This window comes from Pseudomonas sp. MF6394 (assembly GCF_002018845.1).
Classification (GTDB): domain Bacteria; phylum Pseudomonadota; class Gammaproteobacteria; order Pseudomonadales; family Pseudomonadaceae; genus Aquipseudomonas; species Aquipseudomonas lactis.
Genome location: NZ_MVOJ01000040.1, coordinates 17,108 through 36,780 on the forward strand (window position 1 = coordinate 17,108; position 19,673 = coordinate 36,780).

Annotated in this window: 18 protein-coding genes; 12 read left to right on the top strand and 6 right to left on the bottom strand. The window is 59.9% G+C overall.

Annotation, left to right across the window (positions count from 1 at the left end; all coding sequences use genetic code 11):
• Positions 1–92: 92 nt before the first annotated feature.
• Entirely contained in the window at positions 93–986 is an 894-nt protein-coding gene (locus MF6394_RS28980) for a LysR family transcriptional regulator (RefSeq protein ID WP_044273140.1), read from the top strand.
• Between the two features lie 673 nt (positions 987–1,659).
• Here MF6394_RS28980 and MF6394_RS28995 read toward each other — a convergent pair.
• From MF6394_RS28995 to MF6394_RS29005, 3 genes are all read right to left on the bottom strand, one after another.
• On the bottom strand, positions 1,660–3,519 hold the full coding sequence (locus tag MF6394_RS28995) for a DUF3857 domain-containing transglutaminase family protein (RefSeq protein WP_078468059.1): 1,860 nt from the start codon (positions 3,517–3,519) through the stop codon (positions 1,660–1,662).
• A 179-nt stretch (positions 3,520–3,698) separates the two neighbouring features.
• Positions 3,699–5,045, bottom strand: coding sequence for a glutamine synthetase family protein (locus MF6394_RS29000; protein WP_044273144.1), 1,347 nt, complete (start codon positions 5,043–5,045; stop codon positions 3,699–3,701).
• Between the two features lie 11 nt (positions 5,046–5,056).
• Positions 5,057–5,614: a helix-turn-helix domain-containing protein gene (locus MF6394_RS29005; protein WP_044273146.1), complete on the bottom strand. Its 558-nt coding sequence runs from the start codon at positions 5,612–5,614 to the stop codon at positions 5,057–5,059.
• A gap of 142 nt (positions 5,615–5,756) precedes the next feature.
• Here MF6394_RS29005 and MF6394_RS29010 point away from each other — a divergent pair, with 142 nt between their 5' ends.
• Both MF6394_RS29010 and MF6394_RS29015 read left to right on the top strand, forming a co-directional pair.
• Positions 5,757–6,065 (top strand): RcnB family protein, encoded by a 309-nt coding sequence (locus MF6394_RS29010; protein ID WP_044273148.1) that lies wholly within the window; start codon positions 5,757–5,759, stop codon positions 6,063–6,065.
• Between the two features lie 88 nt (positions 6,066–6,153).
• A complete protein-coding gene (locus MF6394_RS29015) occupies positions 6,154–7,347 on the top strand; it encodes an MFS transporter (protein ID WP_078468060.1) in 1,194 nt (397 codons plus the stop codon).
• Here MF6394_RS29015 and MF6394_RS29020 read toward each other — a convergent pair.
• Both MF6394_RS29020 and MF6394_RS29025 read right to left on the bottom strand, forming a co-directional pair.
• On the bottom strand, positions 7,310–7,582 hold the full coding sequence (locus tag MF6394_RS29020; protein WP_069558380.1) for a DUF1652 domain-containing protein: 273 nt from the start codon (positions 7,580–7,582) through the stop codon (positions 7,310–7,312). The two genes, MF6394_RS29015 and MF6394_RS29020, sit on opposite strands and share 38 nt — an antisense overlap.
• A gap of 102 nt (positions 7,583–7,684) precedes the next feature.
• Positions 7,685–9,181, bottom strand: coding sequence for a PAS domain S-box protein (locus MF6394_RS29025; protein WP_044273150.1), 1,497 nt, complete (start codon positions 9,179–9,181; stop codon positions 7,685–7,687).
• Positions 9,182–9,384: 203 nt separating this feature from the next.
• Between MF6394_RS29025 and MF6394_RS29030 the strand changes: the two genes are divergently transcribed.
• The 4 genes from MF6394_RS29030 (at position 9,385) to MF6394_RS29045 (ending at position 12,240) form a co-directional block, all read left to right on the top strand.
• Positions 9,385–10,353 carry a hypothetical protein gene (locus MF6394_RS29030; RefSeq protein WP_019821429.1) on the top strand — a complete coding sequence of 323 codons (969 nt, stop codon included), beginning with the start codon at positions 9,385–9,387 and terminating at the stop codon, positions 10,351–10,353.
• Between the two features lie 78 nt (positions 10,354–10,431).
• Entirely contained in the window at positions 10,432–11,052 is a 621-nt protein-coding gene (locus tag MF6394_RS29035; protein ID WP_003190361.1) for a transglycosylase SLT domain-containing protein, read from the top strand.
• A gap of 232 nt (positions 11,053–11,284) precedes the next feature.
• The gene (locus MF6394_RS29040; RefSeq protein WP_003190363.1) at positions 11,285–11,629 is read left to right on the top strand and encodes an FKBP-type peptidyl-prolyl cis-trans isomerase; all 345 of its coding nucleotides are present in this window, start codon (positions 11,285–11,287) and stop codon (positions 11,627–11,629) included.
• Between the two features lie 11 nt (positions 11,630–11,640).
• On the top strand, positions 11,641–12,240 hold the full coding sequence (locus tag MF6394_RS29045; protein WP_078468061.1) for a GNAT family N-acetyltransferase: 600 nt from the start codon (positions 11,641–11,643) through the stop codon (positions 12,238–12,240).
• Between the two features lie 18 nt (positions 12,241–12,258).
• On the opposite strand, the gene MF6394_RS29050 is transcribed toward MF6394_RS29045, so the two are convergent.
• Positions 12,259–12,996 carry an ArsR/SmtB family transcription factor gene (locus MF6394_RS29050; RefSeq protein WP_047710530.1) on the bottom strand — a complete coding sequence of 246 codons (738 nt, stop codon included), beginning with the start codon at positions 12,994–12,996 and terminating at the stop codon, positions 12,259–12,261.
• Positions 12,997–13,070: 74 nt separating this feature from the next.
• On the opposite strand from MF6394_RS29050, the gene MF6394_RS29055 reads away from it, so the two are divergent.
• The 5 genes from MF6394_RS29055 to MF6394_RS29075 all read left to right on the top strand — a co-directional run bounded on the left by MF6394_RS29055 (position 13,071) and on the right by MF6394_RS29075 (position 19,668).
• A complete protein-coding gene (locus MF6394_RS29055; RefSeq protein WP_078468062.1) occupies positions 13,071–14,231 on the top strand; it encodes a cytochrome P450 in 1,161 nt (386 codons plus the stop codon).
• A complete protein-coding gene (locus MF6394_RS29060; protein ID WP_014717987.1) occupies positions 14,228–14,572 on the top strand; it encodes an antibiotic biosynthesis monooxygenase family protein in 345 nt (114 codons plus the stop codon). The genes MF6394_RS29055 and MF6394_RS29060 overlap by 4 nt, the downstream gene beginning before the upstream one ends.
• Positions 14,573–15,122: 550 nt before the next feature.
• Entirely contained in the window at positions 15,123–17,828 is a 2,706-nt protein-coding gene (gene mgtA, locus MF6394_RS29065; RefSeq protein ID WP_078468063.1) for a magnesium-translocating P-type ATPase, read from the top strand.
• A 208-nt stretch (positions 17,829–18,036) separates the two neighbouring features.
• Positions 18,037–18,753, top strand: a complete 717-nt coding sequence (locus MF6394_RS29070) for an MgtC/SapB family protein (protein WP_019821435.1) — start codon at positions 18,037–18,039, stop codon at positions 18,751–18,753.
• A gap of 288 nt (positions 18,754–19,041) precedes the next feature.
• Entirely contained in the window at positions 19,042–19,668 is a 627-nt protein-coding gene (locus MF6394_RS29075; RefSeq protein ID WP_032892431.1) for a response regulator transcription factor, read from the top strand.
• Positions 19,669–19,673: the final 5 nt, after the last annotated feature.

The window sequence follows — 19,673 nt, forward strand, 5'->3', positions numbered from 1 at the left end:
TAGTTGTTAGTTTTCGTCTTAAAAATGTTAGTTTTTACCCACCCGCTGTGCGTTTTTAAACAACGGCGGCTGGCCCGGGCACTGGAGGCGATATGTTCGACTGGAATGACCTGCGGTTTTTTCTCGAGTTGCAGCGCAGTGGCCGCCTGCTCACCGCCGCCCAACGCCTGAAAACCACGCATGCCACCGTGGCCCGGCATATCGACGCCATCGAGAAAAGCCTCGGCACGGCGTTGTTCGTGCAACATGCCCAGGGCTATGAATTGACGCCTGCCGGCGAAGCGCTGCTCAAACATGCGGAGGCCATGGAGAACGTGGCACTGTTGGCCGAAGACGAGCTCACCCATTCTGCTGCGCCCCTGGGCAAGATTCGCCTCGGCGTGGCCGAAGGGCTGGGCGTGATGTTTTTGGCCGCGCGCATGGGCGGGTTGTTTGAACGCTATCCAGGATTGGAGGTGGAGCTGGTCGCGGTGCCGCGTTTTGTCAGTATCCTCAACCGCGAGGCGGAGATCAGCATTCACCTGGAGCGCCCCAGCGCCGATCAATTGGTGACGCGCAAACTCACTGATTATCGCCTGGCGCTTTACGCCAGCCGTGCCTATCTGGCGCGCAACCCGCCTATCGAGAAGCGTGAAGACCTTGCTGCCCATGCCTGGATCGATTACGTCGATGACCTGCTGTTCAGCCAGGAACTGAAGTTACTCAACAGCTTCTGCCGTAACCCTAAGGTGGTGTTCCACAGCACCAGCGTGATCGCCCAGCACCAGGCGGCGCGTTCGGGGTTGGGCATTGCAGTGTTACCGTGTTTTATGGCGGCTGGGGATGGGGAGTTGGTGCCGTTGTTGCCGGCAGAGGGCATTCAGCGCAGCTATTGGATCAGCTCGCGTCGGGAGCTGCACAAGTCGGTGCGGTTGCGGGTGTTGTGGGATTATGTGGTGGAGTTGTGCGCGCGGGAGCAGGGCTTGTTGCTCGGCGAATCCCGCTGACACACACACGGATTGAAATGTGGGGGCTGGCTTGCTTGCGATGACGGCCCGACAGCCGATGCATATCTACCTGACACCCCGCGATCTCTCTGTGGGAGCTGGCTTGCCTGCGATGGCGGCCTACCAGCCGACACTTCTCTATCTGACACCCCACATTCCAACTGTGGGAGCGGGCTTGCTCGCGAAGGCGGCCTAACAGTCAACACAGTTGGACCGGGTACATATCCGTTATTTAGGTAACGGCCACTTAGGGTTCCGCCCTGACGGCGTCTTACTTTTGAAAAGCGCAAAAGTAAGCAAAACGCTCTTGCCCCACCACTCGGCACCTCGCTTAGGCTCGGTGTGCCCGTAATTCGCCAGTGATTTGGGGGGCCGCCGCCACGCGCCATCCATGGCGCGGGGCGGCTAAACCGGCATCCCTGCCGGTTTACCCCCCAAATCCCTGTCGAATTCCGGCCAGCGTGGTTTAACGGGGCGCCTAAGATCAAAAGCAGATCAAGAGCAAGATCAAGAACGGCTCGCTTCGCATCGTGGTTACCTTGTGCTGCTACAGCCCGCAAAGTTGTGTAGATACCTATGCTGCGATGGCGATGTATCAGCCACTCATGTGCAGGCTGACCCGCCGTCTTCGCAGGCAAGCCCCACATTTGGATCGGGGTGGGTCAGGGGTAGCTTAGAGCTTCACCACCTGATGCACCTGCTCGGCACAGGCCCGAGCTTCTTCAATCATCTTGCCGAACGCATCGCTGGTGACTTCGGCATGGGTCAGCCAACGTTTTTTCTGGCTCAGGCGATAGTGATAGCGCAGTGAGCCATCTTCCAGTTTTCCGTCCAGGTCGAGGTCGTACCAGGGCGAGCGCACCTTGCAGCCGGGGATGGCTTTTTCCATCTTCCCGCCTGCCAGGCTGTAGGTGTAGTCATAGGTCTCGGGGTTGCCCAGGTAGAGGTCGGCCTGTTGCCCCTGGCGACGATAGTTGACGTAACCCTCCCAGCGGTCTTTCAAGGACGGGTCAGTGTAGACATAGTCATTGGCCAGTTTTTCCAGGGCGCGCTGATCGTTCATGCGGGCGCTGACGCTGTAGCCGTCATGCACCACAAAGCGGGTGGGTTCGCGGGTGATCTGGCAGTCGCTGATGTCGTTGCCGAAGTTGGCGCAGATGTTCTGGTCGGTGGCGGTGGTGCCTTGCTGGCGGTCGGCGACGCTCAGTTGCATCAGCGGCAGGCGGCTGAAGGTAATCGTCGCCTTGACCTCGCCATCTCCCTCTTTGCCGTATTGCACCTGTTTGTCCAGGCGTATCGAGACTTCGGGGCGCTCCAGTGGGATGTGTTCTTCGCGCACCTGGCTCTGGGCGTCGTTGACCAACACCCAGCGGTCCTGAATATCGGGCATGGTCTGGCCTGGGGCGAAGACCGGGTTGGTCGGGTCAAGCCACCACACCTGGCCATTCACTTCGGCACGCACGATGGCGTGGTTGGGCGCCTGGGTGCCCGGAATCAGCAGGGCATCGACCACGTCGCCACGGCTGACCCACGCGGTCTCCGCCTTGATGCCGCTGGCCTTGAGCATGGCCGTCAGCAGCATCGCCAGGTCCTTGCAGTCGCCGTAGCCGTGCTGCTCGATTTCCGCGAGGCTGAACGGCACGTAGCCGCGTTCGGTTGCGCGCCAGTCACCCAGGTAGCGGTAGTGATCATTGATGTGCTGCATCATTGCGGCTACTTGCTCAGCCGGCGTCAGGCTGCGTGCGGCGGCCACGGCGGCGGCGGCTTGCGCCGGCAGGTTGGCGCCGAGGATCTGGTTGTAACGCTGGGCAAAATCACCGAAGTACGCCTGGCGGTCCACGGCGCTGCCCACTTCCAGGCGTGGAACGCGCAGCAGCGCGGCGGCGGAGGATTCATTGATGTAGTTGAGGTAGATCGGCGCTTTAAGTGCCACGTCCAGGGTTTTGCCGTTGCTCGAAGGGGTCACGTTGAAGGCGTCGAACATTTCACTACGCCACTGGATCGGGCGTTCGGCGGTAAAGCGCGCCTTGAAACGATCACGGCGGGCCGCGCCGGGGCCGAACTTGAGCACGTAATGGAACTGGCTCATCAGCGGTTTTGCCGGATAGTGGTGGCGTACGGTGTAGCGGATTTTGGTGCCCACGCGCAGGTTGGGGAAGGCCAGGGAGGTTTGCTTATCGCGGCTGAAACCCTGGTCTGGGTTGGGCGCGCTGCGGGTATCGATTTGCGTGTCGGCGAGGGCGACCGGCTTGGCGCCAGGCTGGGTGGACTGGGCGCTGATCACTTCAAAGGTATCGCCTTCGGAGTAATCGAAATCGATGCGCGAGAGCATTTCGCGGCCGTTGGGTTTGAGGATCGTGTAGCGGTAGGTGGTGGTGCAGTCGGTGCTGGCGTCGCGGTTGAAGTGGCAGTGCAATTCGGTGTCGTTGGCCAGTGGGGCTTCGGCCAGGGGTTGCAGTGCAGCGCTGACGGAATGGGAAACCAGCCCCAGACTGATAGCAATCAAAGGGCGGTGAAACGAAAAACGGTACATGGGCGCCTCGGGTGACACATTGAAACAGCTACCCGGCGGGTAGCGAGAAGGCGCCGGATGATAATGGATCTCAACGGCAAAGACCAGGATTGTTCGACAATTTTTAAGCCTGAAAGGCCCGTGCTAGAGCCTTTCGTTGATTTGGGTCAAGGTTTGTATGCCGCCAGCGCGGCGCGTACTTAGAGAAACCAGCGATATTCGCGCGCATGAATTTCTTGCTGGAAAGCCAAGTGATCCTGGCGTTTGTTCTCGCAATACACGTCGACAAATTCCGCGCCCAGCTTGTCGCGCAGTACCGGTTGCTGCTGCATGGCACGCACGGCGTCGAGCATTTCCACCGGGAAATCGGTGCCGCTGTTGCGGTCTTCGTTCAGTGGCGCGATGGGGTCGCGCTTGGCCTCAAGCCCGTGCTCCAGGCCCACCAGGATTGCCGCCAGCACCAGATAAGGGTTGGCATCGGCGCTGGCCAGGCGGTGCTCGATCCGCAGGTTGCGCGGGTCGGACTCGGGGATGCGCACACAAGCATCGCGGTCCTCAAAGCCCCAGCTCGCCCGCGTCGCAGCGTTGACCGTGCCGCCCAGGCGGCGGAAGGCGTTGTGGTTGGGCGAGAAAATCGGCATGCAGTGGGGAAGCAATTCCAGGCAACCGGCCACGGCGTGGCGCAGCGGCTGCTGCTGATGGGCCGCGAGCAGGTTATTGCCCGCCGCATCGTAAAGGCTGACATGCACATGCATGCCGCTGCCGGGAAATTGCAGGTAGGGCTTGGCCATGAAGCTGGCGCGGTAACCCTGCTTGAGCGCCACGCCACGGGTGCTGCGGCAGAACAGGGCGGCCCAGTCGGCGGCGCGCAGGCCGTCGTCGCAGTGGCCGAAGTTGATCTCGAACTGGCCGGGGCCGATTTCGGCGGTGATCACCGTGATGTCGATGCCTTGGTCCTTGGCGGTTTGCGCCATGTCCTCGAGCACGTCGCTAAAGCGCGACAGCCGTTCGATATGCAGGTTGGGCTGGTCGTCGGCATCTCCGCTGAGCGGGTCGCGGGCAAATTGCGGCAGGCCGTTTTCCAGCTGTTTATCGAACAGGTAGAACTCCAGCTCAAACGCCACCACGGGGTGAATGCCCTGGTGCTGCAAGCGTTCCAGCACTTTGGCCAGGACTTCGCGGGGTTCGAATTCGATGGGCGCTTCGGTGCCGTCCGAGGTGATGAGCATTTGCCCTAATGGCTGCGATTCCCAGTTCACCGGTTTGAGCGTGCCCGGCACCAATCGGCGGTTGGCGTCCGGGTCGCCATCGTTGAAGCAGTAGTCGCCAATCTTGAACAGCCCACCCTGAGCCCCCAGCAATACCGCATTCTGCGGCAGCTTCAGCGGGCTGCCGGCTGCGACCTTTTCAAGCATCTCCACCGGGTAGCGCTTGCCGTAGAAATGCCCGGGAATGTCCAGGGCGATCAGGTCGACATAACGCACGTCGGGGTGGTTCTGGCGAAAGCTGCGTACTTCGGCCAGCAACGTGGAGGATTGGCTTTTCACGGGTGCAGCTCCTAGTTGTAAACCCACAAGACGCGGGCGGGCAGGTCGGTGAGGTTGGCATAACGGCAGTGGGCGAAACTGGCGAGGTGGAAACTGTCGCCGGGGCCGAGGGTGACCGGCTCGGCTTCGCTATCCACCCACAGGGTCAGCTCGCCTTCGAGCACAAAACCGGCCTGTTCGGCACGGTCGCTCATGCTTTGCTCGCCGCTGTTGGCGCCGGGGGCCAACAAGCTGTCGAGCATCGAAAACGCGCCGTTCATGCTCGGCGACACCAGGATGTCGGTGATGCCATTGGCGTAATACACCGTGCGCCGCTCGTTGGGGCGGGTGACCCAGTCCACCGCCTTGGGCTTGGGAAGGCTGTAGAAGTAGGTGGTGGGCACGTCGAGGGCGTGGCTGATGGCGGTCAGGTCGGCCACGGTCGGGCGCGACAGGCCACGTTCGACCTGGGACAGAAACCCCACCGACCGCTCGATTTTTTGCGCAAGTTGCGCCAGGGTGAGTTTCTTGTGCTTGCGCAGGTCGTGGATCAGCGCCGCGAGGGTGGCGAGTTCTTCTTGTGGGGTCATGAAATTTATATCAAATAATTTCATGAAAAATTACACGATAAATTTCACGAAGGCAATCTCTGGCTACAGGGAAACCCGGCTGAATGATTGCGCGCCGCCGCGGTCGGAACTTGGGTACGCACCATTAATTGAAGGAGCACCCATGAAGTCGAAAACCTTAGCCGCTTGCCTGCTGGTCGCTGCCAGCTTTTCCTCCGTCAGCGCTGTCGTGCAGGCCGGCGATACCCCTCAGGAAACCGTGCAACCTTCAAACATCAACTCCCGTGACTTGAAAGAGGGTGATCGCGCCCCGGACATCTTGATGCGCGAGGAGTCAGCGATTAAAGACTGGAAAAAACGCGGGCTCAAACAGCCCGAAGAAGAAAGCCAATGGACGCGTGTAGGTGACAAGTACGTCCTGCTCAAGACCACCAACGGCACCATCCTCGAGATTACGCCAGTCAAGAAATAATTCCGCCGGGGCACCTGCTCGCTTCATGTTTCTTGCGTTAAGGTAACCGACCGCAATGGTCGCGTTACCTTTGAAGAACGAGAGCAGGATGCTTGCCACCATCAGAAACTACCCCCGCACTGTGAACCTGTTGCTGTGCGCCACGTTGCTGCTGACGCTGGCCAAGGCCATCACCTTTCCTTATCTCGTGATCTACCTCACCAGCCACTTCGCCTTGGACATTACCCAGGTCGGCCTGGTAATCGGCAGTTCGCTGATCGTCGGTTCACTACTCAGTGTCTACGGCGGTTTCCTGGTCGACCGCATCAATAGCTATCGCCTGTTGCTCGGTTTGAGCCTGGTGTTTGTGCTGGGGTTTATCGGCACGGTGCTGGCGCAGAATATCTGGGCGTTCTATGGCTGCCTGATCCTGATCAACCTGGCCTACGCCGTCATCGATATTGCAGTGAAAGCCGGCTTCGCCAGCCTGCTGCCCGAAGACGCGCGCAGCGAGGTGTTTTCCATCAAGTACACCCTTACCAATATCGGCTATGCCGTGGGGCCGTTCTTTGGCGCGATGGTGGCCAAGCTGGATATCAGCCTGCCGTTTATTCTGTCGGCGCTGTTGGGGCTGGGGTTTTTTGTGCTGTACGGGCGCTGGGGTGACCGTAACTTGGCCACGGTGGACGCCACGCAAAAGCCGGTGCCGTTCCTCGCCGTCGCCCGCGTTTTGCTGCAGGACCGTCGCCTGGTGTGCTTCACCCTCGGTGGTTTACTCAGCGCGGTGGTGTTCGGCCAGTTCACGGCCTACCTGTCGCAGTACTTGGTGACCACCACGACCGCCGAATACACCTACACGGTAATCAGCGCGGTGCTGACCACCAACGCGGTGCTGGTGATCGCCTTGCAGTACCTGATTGGTCGGCGCATCTCGCACCGTTACCTGAGCCAATGGCTGATCGCTGGCTTGAGCATGTTCATGCTGGGGTTGATTGGCTTCGGGCTGTCCACCAGCGTGGTGGGCTGGGTGCTGGCGATGGCGGTGTTCACCGTCGGGGAGATCATCGTGTTCCCGGCCGAGTACATGTTTATCGACCGAATTGCCCCGGACCACCTGCGGGGCATGTATTACGGGGCGCAAAACCTGTCCAACCTCGGCGCCGCGCTGGGGCCGGTGCTGTGTGGGCTGGTGTTGGCCAGCCTGCCGGCCCATTACATGTTCTACATGCTGGGGGCGTTTATCGTCGCCGGCGGGGTGTTTTATTTCATGGGGGCGGCGATAAAGGCAGATCATCCAGCGTGAGCTTGCCGACGTTGTTGCTTTGCAGCTCGTAGCGCAACTCATCCACCATCTTCGCCACTTCCTGCGGGGTTTGCAGGCGGTTGGTGCTGATGCCGGTCACCACCAGGTCGACACGGCCGGTCTCGGCGTCGTAGACCTTGAGGGTCAAGGACGCGTCCCGGCACAGGGTGAATTCGCACGTCAGCGGTGACAGGCCTTCTTCGATGCAGTTGCGCAGTTGAGAGAGGGTAAACATGCGGGTTCCTTCTAGGCATAAATACGATCCCTTGAAGGTTATTGCTTGCACCGCCGCGCAATAAGGCGAATTCGCACTAGACGCACTAGTGCATTTGCAGGGTCAGGGTTTGTTTTTCAGGCGCAAATCACCGGCAAACAGCCCGCGTTCACGGGCCCAGACGATCGCTGCACTACGGCTGTGCACCCCCAGCTTGGAATACACCGTGGCCACATGGTTACGCACGGTGTTGGGCGCCAGTTTCAAGCGCGAGGCGATCTCTTTGTCCGCCAGGCCCTCGCAGATCAGGCCCAACACATCGCGCTCGCGGGCGGTGAGGTCGGTGAATGAGACATTCGGCAGGTTGGGGCTGTTGACGCTCTTGGCGTTGGCCAGCTTCTCGATCAGGGTCTGGCTGAACCAGGACGCGTCCTGCATGACTTCCTCGATGGCCGCCACCAGCTCCAGCTCCGAGCGTTTGCGCTCGGTGATGTTCATCAGCACCATCAGGTAGCAGGGCACGTCCTGGATAACCACGGTGTCGGCGGACACCACGCAGTCGATCACCTCGTTGCCTTTCTTGCGCACCTTGAGGTCCTGGCCTTCAAGGTTGCCGGCTTTTTCCAGGGTAGCGAACAACTGCGCGCCGGCCTGGGGGCTGTCGATGAAGTTGATGTCTTCGATGGATTTGCCGATCAGTTCCTCGCTGATGTAGCCGGTGATGCTCATGAAGGCTTCGTTGATGTCCACCACCTGGCGGTTGTCGGCACTGCACACCAGGGTCGGCACGGGCGTCAGACGGAAGGATTTGGCGAAGCGCTCTTCGCTCTGGCGCAGGGCGATTTCGGCTTTGCGCCGTGGCTCCAGGTCGGTGAAGGAAAACAGCATGCAGTCTTCCTCGTTCATGTCCAACGGTTGGCCGGCGACGATCACCAGTTTGCTGCCACCTTCGGGCAGTCTCAGTTCGGCCTGCATCTGCGGGATGGTCGCGCCTTCGCCCAGGCGCTGGATCGCCAGGTCCTTGCGCTCGGCCTGTTCCAGCACATCCAGTTCATACACGGATTTGCCGATGACCTGGTCGCGGTTGTAGCCGGTCATCTCTAAGAAACCTTGGTTGACCTTGATATAGCGCAAGTCGCTGAGGCGGCAGATCACCGCGGGCGCCGGGTTGGCGTTGAAGGTTTTCTCAAAGCGTTGCTCGGCGCTGGCCCATTCGGTGGCGTCGCTGAGGATCAGCACCAGCAACTCCGGCTCACCCTGGGCATCGGTCAGCACCAGGCTGCGCAGGCGGTGCACCCAGCAGCGGTGTTCGTCATCGGCGGGTGTGACTTCCACCACCACATCGCTGAACTCTTCGCCGGCAGCCACGCGGCTGAGGGGGTAGCTGTCCAGTGGCAATGGATGGTTGTTGCGATAGCGCAGGGCAAAGCGTTTGGCGTACGCCTCGGTATTGGCGCCCAGTTCCTTGACCTCGCTGACCCCATGCATGGTCAACGCCGCTTCATTGGCCCACAGAATGGTCTGGTCGACCTCGGCCAGAATCACACCGTCGGACAGTCCCGAGATGATGGTCTGCAGTTGGCGGCGGTTGGTTTCTTTGGCGAGAACATCCTGGGTCATAACGTCTCCGATTAGGGCAGGGCAAGGCACATTGGGTTACGACATCCCGGCTTCAGGATAGTGCAGAGTTATTGCCCACGGGGCAGTGCGAATGCACCAGAGCGCCTGGTGCATATGGGCCAGGACTGAACGTATGTCGTTTCGCCACACTCACACCCATCAAGGCGCATTGCCTTGCTCCTCAATTTGAAAAGGACCTTTGTATGACCACTGTCTATGAAACCAATCGATCGCTGTTTCGAGTGTCGTGGAGCTCGGTACTGGCCGGTAGTGCAATCGCACTGGTCACCTACCTGGTCTTGAGTGTGTTGGGCACCGCCATTGGCGCCAGTGCCGTTGACCCGATGGAAGCGGGCAACCCGTTGAGCGGTTTTGGCACGGGTGCGGGTATCTGGCTGTTTGTATCGACACTGGTCGCCATCGCGTTGGGCGCCTTCGTGGCCGGTCGCACCGCGCCGGATCGTGGCGGCCTGCACGGGGTGCTGACCTGGACCCTGACCACCTTGCTCACCACTTGGCTGCTGGCGGGCCTGGCGTCCAGCGTGGTCGGCACTGCCGGCAACGTGGTGGGCAAAGGCCTGTCCGCTGCGGGTAGTGGCATTGCTGCCGCCGCGCCGGGGATTGGCAATAGCATCAAGCAGCAGTTGAACGAGCAGGGCATCGAGCTGGACTGGAACAGCCTGCAAGGCCAACTGGATACCTTGCTCAAGCAGAGCGGCAAGGCTGAGCTGGACCCAGCCAATGTTGAGCAAAAAGCCGATCAGGCAGCAGCCGATGGCAAGCAGTCGGCCACCGATGCAGCGACCAACCCTGCCCAGGCCGGTGATGAGCTCAAGCAGTGGTTCGAACGTGTGAAAGCGTCCGGCGAGCCAGCCCTGAATGCAGCGGATAAAGAGGCGCTGGTCAACATCGTCGCGGCCCGCACTGGCAAGAGCAAAGAAGAAGCCACCCAGATCGTCGACAACTATGCCCAGGCTTATCAGCAAGCCATGCAAAAGGTCGATGAGCTGAAAAAACAGGCTGAACAAAAAGCCCGTGAAGCCGGTGAAGTCGCTGCCAAGCAACTGTCCCGCGCAGCCTGGAGCACCTTGGCCATGCTGCTGTTGGGCGCGGCCTTGAGCTTCTTTATCGGTCGTATCGCGCTGACTACCCGTCGCGTGCCCTTGGCTTAAAACTGTCTGCGGCAAGGACGCCGCCTGTGTGAAGGGGTAAAATGCTGGCATTTTACCCTTATCCCACAAAGGTGCCCCTTGAGCGCAGGCAAAGCCGTCGGACTGTTATTACTCACTTCCCTGTTGGCGGCGTGCGGCACCTCGCCGCCACGCACGCCCAACGACCTCTGCGGTATCTTGCGCGAAAAAGACGACTGGTACGACGCCGCCAAGGTCACGCAAAAGCGCTGGGGCGTACCGATCCAGGTGCCGTTCGCCATCATGTACCAGGAGTCGGGCTTTCGCCACGACGCCAAGACCCCGCGAAAATACCTGCTGTGGATCATCCCCTGGGGCCGTGTCTCCACCGCTTCCGGCTACGCCCAGGCCAAGGATGAAGTATGGAACGACTACCGCAAAGCCACTGGCCGCAGCGGCGCTGATCGTGAAGACTTCGACGACGCCATCGACTTTATCGGCTGGTACATGGACAAGACCTACACCATCAACGGCGTCTACAAGTACGACGCCTACGGCCAGTACCTGAACTACCACGAAGGCTGGGGCGGCTACCGCCAGCGCACCTACGCCAGCAAAGCCTGGCTGCCGCCGGTGGCGAGCAAGGTGCAGGCGCGTTCGCAGATGTATGCACGCCAATATGCCGGGTGCAAGGATGAGTTGGGGCGCGGGTTCTGGAGCCGGTTCTGGCATTGGTTGTAAAAGGCTTTTGAATACGCGCAGATCCAATTGTGGGCGCTGGCTTGCCTGCGAAAGCGGTAGTGCAGACACAGATGTAGTGACAGACACACCGCCTTCGCGGGCAAGCCCGCTCCCACATTGGATCTGTATGCATTGCAGCGAGCGGTCCACCATGTGGGCCATTCCCCTGCACTTGCCAAACCCACCCAATTCTGGGAAAACCCCAGCCCTTCACCCCTTCAATGAGAACCCCATGAGCAACGACGAACTGCAGGTCACCGACATCCGCCTGGGCGACGGCAAAGCCGTGGTCAAGGGCGCGCTGATCACCACCCAATACACCGGCACCCTGGAAGATGGCACGGTGTTCGATTCCTCCTGGGAACGGGGCAAACCGTTTCAGTGCGTGATCGGCACTGGCCGCGTGATCAAGGGCTGGGACCAGGGCTTGATGGGCATGCAGGTTGGCGGCGTGCGCACGTTGTATGTACCCGCGCACCTGGCTTATGGCGAGCGCTCGATGGGCGCGCATATCAAACCCAACAGTAACCTGCGCTTCGAGATTGAATTGCTGGAAGTGCTGACGCGGGATGATTGAAGAGGTTGAACATGGACGTTGATCCACAGGTGTTGCCTGGCTGTTCCCTCGAAGGCATTCGGGTGGTTGAGCTGCTTGGCTGTGATGAGGCTGAGCTGCAGCAGTTTTTTGAACAGGCACCCGAATACTTCATCGCGGTGAATGGCGAACCGGCTACCCCGACCGAAGCACGGGAAGAGTTAAGCGGCCAATTGCCCGCTGGCTGGCATTGCAGCCGCCTGTACTGGCTGGGTTACCGCGATGCGCAGGGCCACTTGGTCGCTGTGGTGAATATCGCCGCGGATTTGCTCGCCGCCGGGGTGTGGCACATTGGGTTGCTACTGGTGCATACGCGCTGGCACGGCAGCGGGCTGGCGCAGCGCTTGCACACCGACCTTGAGGCCTGGGCGGTGGCGAAGGGCGCCCAGTGGCTGCGGCTGACGGTAGTGGTGGGCAATACCAGGGCCGAGCGTTTTTGGCCCAGACTTGGCTATGTACAGATGCGCACCCGCGAGGGCATCACGATGGGCCGGCAGGTGAATAGGGTGTCGATACAGGTCAAGCCCGTCGATCAGGGAACTATCGACGGCTACCTGGCGTTGGTTGTGCGGGATCGACCCGGCGCACCGTAGTATGAATGGGTTCTGGCCTCATGCGCAGGCGCCGCCTGAGCGCTTCAGTTCTGGGGCATCAATCCTGATCCCAAACCTGCCCGACAGCTCCTTTCGCCCCTTGGGCGTCACTGTCAGCGCCCGACTATCAAGGTCCTGGCTAACCCATTTGCGGCTTATGACGGCCTGTAGAACAGCGGCCCCCAGTGCGCCGGCGAGGTGAGGGCGACGCATGCTCCAGTCCAGGCATGAGCAAGCGAACAGACGCCGCTGTGCCCTTGCGGTTGCTACGTCGACACCGAGCCCTGTCATCGCTTTTTCGCCCTCCACGCTGAGCTGATACGTACCGTCACCTACGATCGGCAAGGTCAACCAGCCGAAGTCGATGAAACAGTCGTGAAGTTGTACCGCCAAGGACCCCGCCATGTGGTCATAGCAGGTTCGCGCTAGCTGCAACCGACTGGGGGTCGTTGAAACAAACCCGGCCTGTTCATTTCGGCTGATCACCATGAGGGCTTCGATGGCTTTGGCCACGTGAGCATCTGCCAGGCTGAAGTAGCGGTGCCTGCCCTGGGTGTGCAGTTTTACCAAGCCGTCCTCTTTAAGCCTTGCCAAGTGTGCGCTCGCCGTAGAAGCACTGATGTCGGCGATGACGGCCAGTTCGGTACTGGTGCGGGCGTGGCCGTCCATCAGCGAACATAGCATTTTCGTCCTTGCGGGTTCGGCAATGGCGCCGGCGACACGCGAAATGGCGGTGTCATTGCTTCGGGAATCCATATTTCGTTCCTGAGCGAATTGTCGATGTGACGGTTGTTCGATAGTAGCCGTTCTTTGCGAAAAGGATTGCCAAAATGACGCCGTTTGAAGCCGCCACCCATGCCGACCCCTACGATTATTACGCACGCCTCAGACGACACAGTGAACTGGTCTTTGATGCAGATCTTGGTTTATGGATTGCCAGTGGCGCCAGTGTTGTCGAGGCCATTCTGGAGCATCCCGACTGCCTTGTACGTCCACCGCACGAGCCGATTCCAGCAGCCATTGCACAAGGCGCGGCAGGCGATATCTTTGGTCGTTTGATGCGTATGAACGAGGGCGTGCAACACCGGTGTTCCCGGAGGGTTATCGAACCTGCCTTGGGCTCGTTGGGAACCGAAAATATCGCAGGCATTGTGGCGCGGGTTGTCGAGACACTGGATGACCCGGTCGGTAACCCGAACGAGTGGATGTTCAGGTTACCGGTTTCGGTCATTGCGACTTTGATAGGTTTCGCACCCAGCCAGTGGGAGGAAGTCGCGCAACTGACACGGGATTTTGTCGCCTGTCTATCGCCACTGAGCGACGAAGCTCAACTCAGTGAAGCCCATTGCGGGGCGGCTGGGTTGAGGCAGATGTTCCAAGCGCTGCTGAATAACGACGATAAGTGTAGCGGCTTGTTGGACCGTCTTTATGGCGAATACCAAGCCTCAGCCTGGAAAGACGATGATGCGTTGATAGCGAATCTGATTGGCCTGTTGTCACAGACCTGCGAAGCCACTGCAGGCCTGATCGGCAACGCCCTCATAGCGCTCCAACGAAACCCCGGCCTGTTTGAAGGCATGCCCGCCACACCCATGCGCGTCGCTGAGTGGGTGGCAGAGGTGGCGCGCCACGACTCACCGGTACAAAACACGCGGCGCTTCGTTGCACGGCGCTGCACGATTGGCGGCAGCGTTCTGGAGGCGGGCGATACCGTTTTACTCTTGCTTGCTGCTGCCAACCGAGATCCCGGCGCCAACCCAGCCCCGGACAGTTTCCTGCCCAAACGAACTCAACGACGAACCTTCAGCTTCGGCGCAGGCAGGCATCAATGCCCAGGCCAGCCCTTGGCATTGGCTATTGCCTCAGAGGTGATTTCGGCATTCTTGCAGCGACGGCCAGGCTTATCCGCCCGTGCTTATCGCTGGGATTATTTGCCTTCCCTTAATGGCCGCATTCCGCGGTTCTACCGTGATGAGGAGACTCAACAATGATCGCTGTTATTTTTGAAGCCTGGCCACATGAGGAGCACTACCAGCGTTATCTCGACCTCGCTGCCGAACTCAAGCCCTTGCTCGCTCAAATCGATGGCTTCATTTCAGTTGAGCGTTTCCAGAGCCTGAGTGAACCTGGAAAGTTACTCTCCTTATCATTCTGGCGTGACGAGGAAGCCATCCAGCAGTGGCGCAGCCTTGAGCTACATCGAGCCGCTCAGTCAACAGGCCGTCGGCAGGTTTTCGCTGACTACCACCTGCGCATTGCCCAGGTAGTGCGCGATTACAGTCTCGAGGATCGTGTTCAAGCGCCGACCGATAGCAGGCAGGCTCATGAGTGAAAGCAGCACTCCGCCTCTGTAGAAGCGAGCTTGCTCGCGAAAAACTCGCAGGCGCCGCGTTCACACAGCAAGCACGCGTTATCGTTGACGTTTTCGCGAGCAAGCTCGCTCCTACCGTTGTTACCTGAACCCATCCTGAAGAATCTTCTTATTCACCAGCCTGGCACTTTCCTACGGTTTACTCTGCCAACATCGGGGCGTAAGCTTCGCGCGTTTTCATCAATAGCGGAGACCCTCAGTGGGTACTTGTTCGAGTGACAGTCGTCGGCCGGTTTCGGTAACCGGCCTCTACTTGGCAAGGTAACGCGCATTTTCCTGATGCCGTTGTCTCGCCTCATAAAGCGAGAAGCGGCATCCCGGCGGTGGCCAGTCCTGGCACCTGCCTGATTCCCTCTCATCGACGCTGACCAGCACCTGGGTAACGCCTGGATGCTACGGACGCGCCTGCCTGTTACGGCGGGCGGGCCAGGTTCGGCTGTGCCTGTGTGACGGGCGCGGTGTGGACGGGCAGTACCTGCACGACGGTTTTTCCTCGCGCAGGAGTTACACCATGAACCTCACTTTGCTCAAAGAGTTCTTCGCCGGTTTCCTGCGGACCCGGCATATCGCCCGGCATTTTCGCCGCCTGGCGATGCTGGAGACCGTGACCGACGCCAGCGTCAGCCGCGAAGTACCGCCTAGCCTGGCGCAGACGCTGGTGGCTGCTGCCAACCGCAGCACCGTGCAATTGCTGGGTGTACTGGGCAGCCACACCGAGGGCCTGAACACTCAGGAGGCCGATGCCCTGCGCGTGCAATACGGCCTCAATGAAGTCGAGCACGAGCAGCCGCTGCCGTGGTGGGTGCACCTGTGGCATTGCTACAAGAACCCCTTCAACCTGCTGCTGACCCTGTTGGCGGTGATCTCCTGGCTGACTGAAGACATGAAGGCCGCCACGGTGATTTTCTCCATGGTGGTGCTCTCGACCCTGTTGCGCTTCTGGCAGGAGGCCAAGTCGAACAAGGCCGCCGACGCCTTGAAAGCCATGGTGAGCAATACCGCGACGGTGCTGCGCCGCGATGCCGCCAAGCGCATTGAACTGCCGATCAAGCAATTGGTGCCAGGCGATCTGATTGTGTTGTCGGCCGGCGACATGATCCCTGCGGACTGCCGCGTGCTCAGCGCCAAGGACTTGTTCGTCAGCCAGGCGGCGATGACCGGTGAATCCATGCCGGTGGAGAAGTTCGCCCACCAGCAGGACGCCCACACGCGCAACCCGCTGGAGCTGGAGAATATTCTGTTCATGGGCACCAACGTGGTGTCCGGCGCCGCCACGGCGGTCATCCTGGCCACCGGCAACAGCACGTATTTTGGTGCCTTGGCGCAACGCGTCACGGCGACGGACCGTGCGACCACCTCGTTCCAGCAGGGGGTCAACAAGGTCAGTTGGTTGCTGATTCGCTTTATGTTCGTGATGGCGCCGCTGGTGCTGTTCATCAACGGCTTTACCAAGGGCGACTGGACCGAGGCGTTGCTGTTCGCGCTGTCGATTGCCGTGGGCCTGACCCCGGAAATGCTGCCCATGATCGTCACCTCGACCCTGGCCAAGGGCGCGGTGTTTCTGTCGCGCAAGAAGGTGATCGTCAAGCGCCTGGACGCGATCCAGAACTTCGGCGCCATGGACGTGCTGTGCACCGACAAGACCGGCACGCTCACCCAGGACAAGATTTTCCTGGCCCGGCATGTGGATGTGTGGGGCCAGGAGTCGGACGACGTGCTGGAAATGGCCTACCTCAACAGCTACTACCAGACCGGCTTGAAGAACCTGTTGGATGTGGCCGTGCTCGAGCACGTGGACATCCATCGCGAGCTGAAAGTGGGTACCGCGTTTCACAAGGTCGACGAGATCCCCTTCGACTTCAACCGCCGCCGCATGTCGGTGGTGGTGGCCGAGCAGCACCAACCGCACCTGTTGATCTGCAAAGGAGCGGTGGAGGAGATTTTGTCGGTGTGCAACCGCGTGCGCCATGGCGACGTCGATGAAGCACTGACCGACGAGCTGCTGGCGCGCATTCGCCAGGTGACCGCAGCCTTTAACGAAGAAGGGCTGCGGGTGGTGGCGGTCGCGGCGCAGCCGATGCCGGCGGGGTGTGACACCTACACCCTGGCTGATGAGAACAACCTGACGCTGATTGGCTACGTGGCGTTTCTCGACCCGCCCAAGGAAAGCACCGCACCGGCTCTCAAGGCCCTGAAGGCTCACGGCGTGGCGGTGAAAGTACTGACCGGCGACAACGAACTGGTCACGGCGAAGATCTGCCGCGAAGTGGGCCTGGAACAACAAGGCTTGCTGATGGGTAACGACATCGAGGCGATGAGCGACGCCGAACTGGCCCTGGCCGTGGAAACTACCAATGTGTTCGCCAAGCTCACCCCCAGCCACAAGGAACGCATCGTGCGTCTGCTCAAAGCCAACGGGCATGTGGTGGGCTTTATGGGCGATGGCATCAACGATGCTCCGGCGTTGCGCACGGCGGATATCGGTATTTCGGTGGACAGCGCGGTGGACATCGCCAAGGAAGCGGCCGACATCATCCTGCTGGAGAAGAGCCTGATGATCCTGGAGGAGGGTGTGCTGGAAGGCCGGCGCACCTTCGCCAACATGCTCAAGTACATCAAGATGACCGCCAGTTCCAACTTCGGCAACGTGTTCTCGGTGTTGGTGGCCAGTGCCTTTATCCCGTTTTTACCGATGCTGCCGATGCACCTTCTGGTGCAAAACCTGCTGTATGACATCTCGCAGATCGCGATTCCGTTCGACAACGTCGATGACGAGATGCTTGCCACGCCGCAACGTTGGCAGCCGGGGGAAGTGGGGCGCTTCATGCTGTTTTTCGGGCCGATCAGTTCGATCTTCGACATCACCACATTCGCACTCATGTGGTATGTGTTTGATGCCAACACGCCAGACCACCAGACGCTGTTCCAGTCCGGCTGGTTTGTGGTGGGGCTGCTGACCCAGACCCTGATCGTGCACATGATCCGCACCCCGAAAATCCCGTTCCTGCAAAGCCGTGCGGCGCTGCCGTTGATGCTGATGACCGGCGTGATCATGGCCGTGGGGATTTTCCTGCCGATGGGGCCATTGGCGCATTACTTCAAATTGCAGGCGCTGCCGTCGCTGTACTTCGTGTTCCTGCCGGTGATTTTGCTGGCGTACATGGCGCTGACCCAGGCGGTGAAGGGCTACTACATCCGCAGGTTTGGCTGGCAGTAATACAACATCGCAAAACCCTGTGGGAGCCGGGCTTACTGTAATGCCCGTCAGTTAAGGCTCTGTAGGAGCGAGCTTGCTCGCGAAGAACTTGCAGGCGCCGCGTTCATTCAGCAAGCACGCGTCATCGTTGACGTTTTTCGCGAGCAAGCTCGCTCCTACAGGGACCGGTATTGTTTCAATGTGCATCTGCATTCATGGAGATTTTTTTATGCAGGCAATCAACAACATCAACCTCAACTCCCTGGTCGACACCGTGGTCAGCCTCAGCGCGGCATTTATCCTCGGCGGCTTGATCGGGTTCGAGCGGCAGTACCGCCAGCGCACCGCCGGCTTACGTACCAATGTGCTGGTGGCGGTGGGCGCGGCGATATTTGTAGACATGGCCAACCGCCTGGGCGGTGCGGAAGGTGCGGTGCGTGTGGTCGCTTACGTGGTCTCGGGCATCGGCTTCCTGGGGGCGGGTGTGATCATGCGCGAAGAAGGCAATGTGCGCGGGCTCAACACGGCCGCCACTCTCTGGGCTTCGGCGGCGGTGGGCGCCTGTGCCGGCGCCGACCTGATCCTCGAGGCCTTGCTGGGTACGCTGTTTGTGCTGGCGGCCAACACCTTGCTGCGGCCGATCGTCAATAACATCAATCGCCAACCCTTGGACGTGGTGTCGGCAGAGGTCACCAACATTCTTTACGTGATTGCGCGCCGCAGTCAGCAGCAGGCGGTGATGGCGTTGCTCGAAGCCGAGCTGGCACGTTGCAACTACCCGGCCAGCGATGTCGATGTGCGGCCGTTCGGCAGCGACGAAGTGGAGATCGAGGCCATCCTGGCCGCCACGTCGGTGGATGGCGACGAACTGGATGCTCTGGTAGCGCGCCTCTCTACATCAACTCTGGTGGTACAGGCTTTCTGGAGCCCAAGTACCACCGACTGACCCCTATGGGCGAGCCAGGATTGGCTAAGCTTGCTTGTGGAAAAATCCTACATCTAGTCCGGATTATCCCTTCAGTTAAAACATCATTGCGTTGCTAAGGTTGGGCACTTGCGGCTGTTGGGTCGTTGAGGTCCGGCGTCCGTGGTTATGCTGAGTTAATTGAAGGGGCCAGACACGGCCTGGTTACCGTACCGATAAGGCAGAGCCGTTCGTCGGAACTGTCATTTCTCACAGGTACCCAGGCCCGGTGTGATGTGTAAGGGTATTTTGTCCACATAGGGAAGTTGTATGAACAAAGCATTAATTGTGGATGACCATCCATTTATCCGGGCGACGGTCAAACACCTCCTGCAGTTGGAGGGTTTTGTTGAGATTTTTCAGGCTGGGGATGGCGCAGATGCGATGCAGTTGGCGCGGGAGCAACGTCCCGAGCTGATTATCCTCGACCTGGCGATGCCCAAATTGGGCGGGTTGGAGGTCATCAGCCGGATCAAGGCGTTGGGCTTGCCGTGCAAGATTCTGGTGCTGACGTCCTACCTGGCGGTGTTTTTTTCCACCCGCTGCATGCGCGCCGGCGCCATGGGGTTCGTCGCCAAGACCGGCGAACTGGATGAGCTGCAAAAGGCTATCAAGGCGATCATGTCGGGCTACAGCTGCTTCCCCAGTTTGCCGACCAGTTCGGTGCGGCGCGACGATTTGCAAGAAACAGAACGGCAGATGATCGAATGTTTGTCTGACCGCGAACTTACCGTACTGCAGATGCTCGCCCTAGGGTTGGGCAACAAGGAAATCGCCGAGCAAATGCTGCTGAGCCACAAGACCATCAGTACCTATAAGACTCGACTCAAGGAGAAGTTGCGAATGTCCTCGGTAGTGCACTTATCCACGTTTGCTCAGCGCAACCATCTGATCTGAACTGA

Coding starts and splice junctions, on each gene's coding strand:
- MF6394_RS29045 (WP_078468061.1), top strand. CDS start 11,641: ATGGACGTTGATCCACAGGTGTTGCCTGGCTGTTCCCTCGAAGGCATT.
- MF6394_RS29005 (WP_044273146.1), bottom strand. CDS start 5,614: ATGACCCCACAAGAAGAACTCGCCACCCTCGCGGCGCTGATCCACGAC.
- MF6394_RS29070 (WP_019821435.1), top strand. CDS start 18,037: ATGCAGGCAATCAACAACATCAACCTCAACTCCCTGGTCGACACCGTG.
- MF6394_RS29025 (WP_044273150.1), bottom strand. CDS start 9,181: ATGACCCAGGATGTTCTCGCCAAAGAAACCAACCGCCGCCAACTGCAG.
- MF6394_RS29030 (WP_019821429.1), top strand. CDS start 9,385: ATGACCACTGTCTATGAAACCAATCGATCGCTGTTTCGAGTGTCGTGG.
- MF6394_RS29020 (WP_069558380.1), bottom strand. CDS start 7,582: ATGTTTACCCTCTCTCAACTGCGCAACTGCATCGAAGAAGGCCTGTCA.
- MF6394_RS29050 (WP_047710530.1), bottom strand. CDS start 12,996: ATGGATTCCCGAAGCAATGACACCGCCATTTCGCGTGTCGCCGGCGCC.
- MF6394_RS29075 (WP_032892431.1), top strand. CDS start 19,042: ATGAACAAAGCATTAATTGTGGATGACCATCCATTTATCCGGGCGACG.
- MF6394_RS29040 (WP_003190363.1), top strand. CDS start 11,285: ATGAGCAACGACGAACTGCAGGTCACCGACATCCGCCTGGGCGACGGC.
- MF6394_RS29055 (WP_078468062.1), top strand. CDS start 13,071: ATGACGCCGTTTGAAGCCGCCACCCATGCCGACCCCTACGATTATTAC.
- MF6394_RS29015 (WP_078468060.1), top strand. CDS start 6,154: ATGCTTGCCACCATCAGAAACTACCCCCGCACTGTGAACCTGTTGCTG.
- mgtA (WP_078468063.1), top strand. CDS start 15,123: ATGAACCTCACTTTGCTCAAAGAGTTCTTCGCCGGTTTCCTGCGGACC.
- MF6394_RS29060 (WP_014717987.1), top strand. CDS start 14,228: ATGATCGCTGTTATTTTTGAAGCCTGGCCACATGAGGAGCACTACCAG.
- MF6394_RS29010 (WP_044273148.1), top strand. CDS start 5,757: ATGAAGTCGAAAACCTTAGCCGCTTGCCTGCTGGTCGCTGCCAGCTTT.
- MF6394_RS28995 (WP_078468059.1), bottom strand. CDS start 3,519: ATGTACCGTTTTTCGTTTCACCGCCCTTTGATTGCTATCAGTCTGGGG.
- MF6394_RS28980 (WP_044273140.1), top strand. CDS start 93: ATGTTCGACTGGAATGACCTGCGGTTTTTTCTCGAGTTGCAGCGCAGT.